Origin of the sequence: Mesorhizobium sp. M5C.F.Ca.ET.164.01.1.1 (assembly GCF_004792125.1) — a bacterium.
GTDB classification, from domain to species: Bacteria; Pseudomonadota; Alphaproteobacteria; order Rhizobiales; family Rhizobiaceae; genus Mesorhizobium; species Mesorhizobium wenxiniae.
The window spans coordinates 1-376 of record NZ_SRTG01000207.1 but is presented as its reverse complement, the minus strand read 5'-3'; the positions used below and the strand labels follow the sequence as shown (position 1 = coordinate 376).

The 376-nt window shown below is 64.6% G+C and carries 1 pseudogene; it reads right to left on the bottom strand.

The annotated features are described in order from the left end of the window. Window positions 1–354, bottom strand: a pseudogene (locus tag EN807_RS33145) (metal ABC transporter permease); the annotation flags it as partial. Between the last annotated feature and the right edge of the window lie 22 nt (window positions 355–376).

The window sequence follows — 376 nt, the reverse complement described above, 5'->3', positions numbered from 1 at the left end:
GCGGAAGGCGAGCTGGCGCACCGCATACTGGCCGACACGGGCAAACAGCGCGTCGCGCAGCTGGTTGAAGCCGAGCTGCACCAGCCTCAGCACGTTGTAGGCGACGACCAGCATAACCGGCGCAAGCAGGAAGGACGGCAGTGGCGGCGGCGTCTTCGCGGAGCCGGCCAGCGCGTCGGTCGCCCATTTGAAAAAATACGGGCCGGCGACCAGCGTCACCTTGGCGACGACCAGCAGCAGCGTTGCCCAGGTGACGCGCGCCCTCAGATCGGCGCGGTCCGCCGGCCACATATAGGGCCACAGATTGCGTAAGGTCGCGAGGGTCGATGAATCGGAGACGGTTTTTCCGGCCATTCTTTTTGCCTTCTTGTTCTAG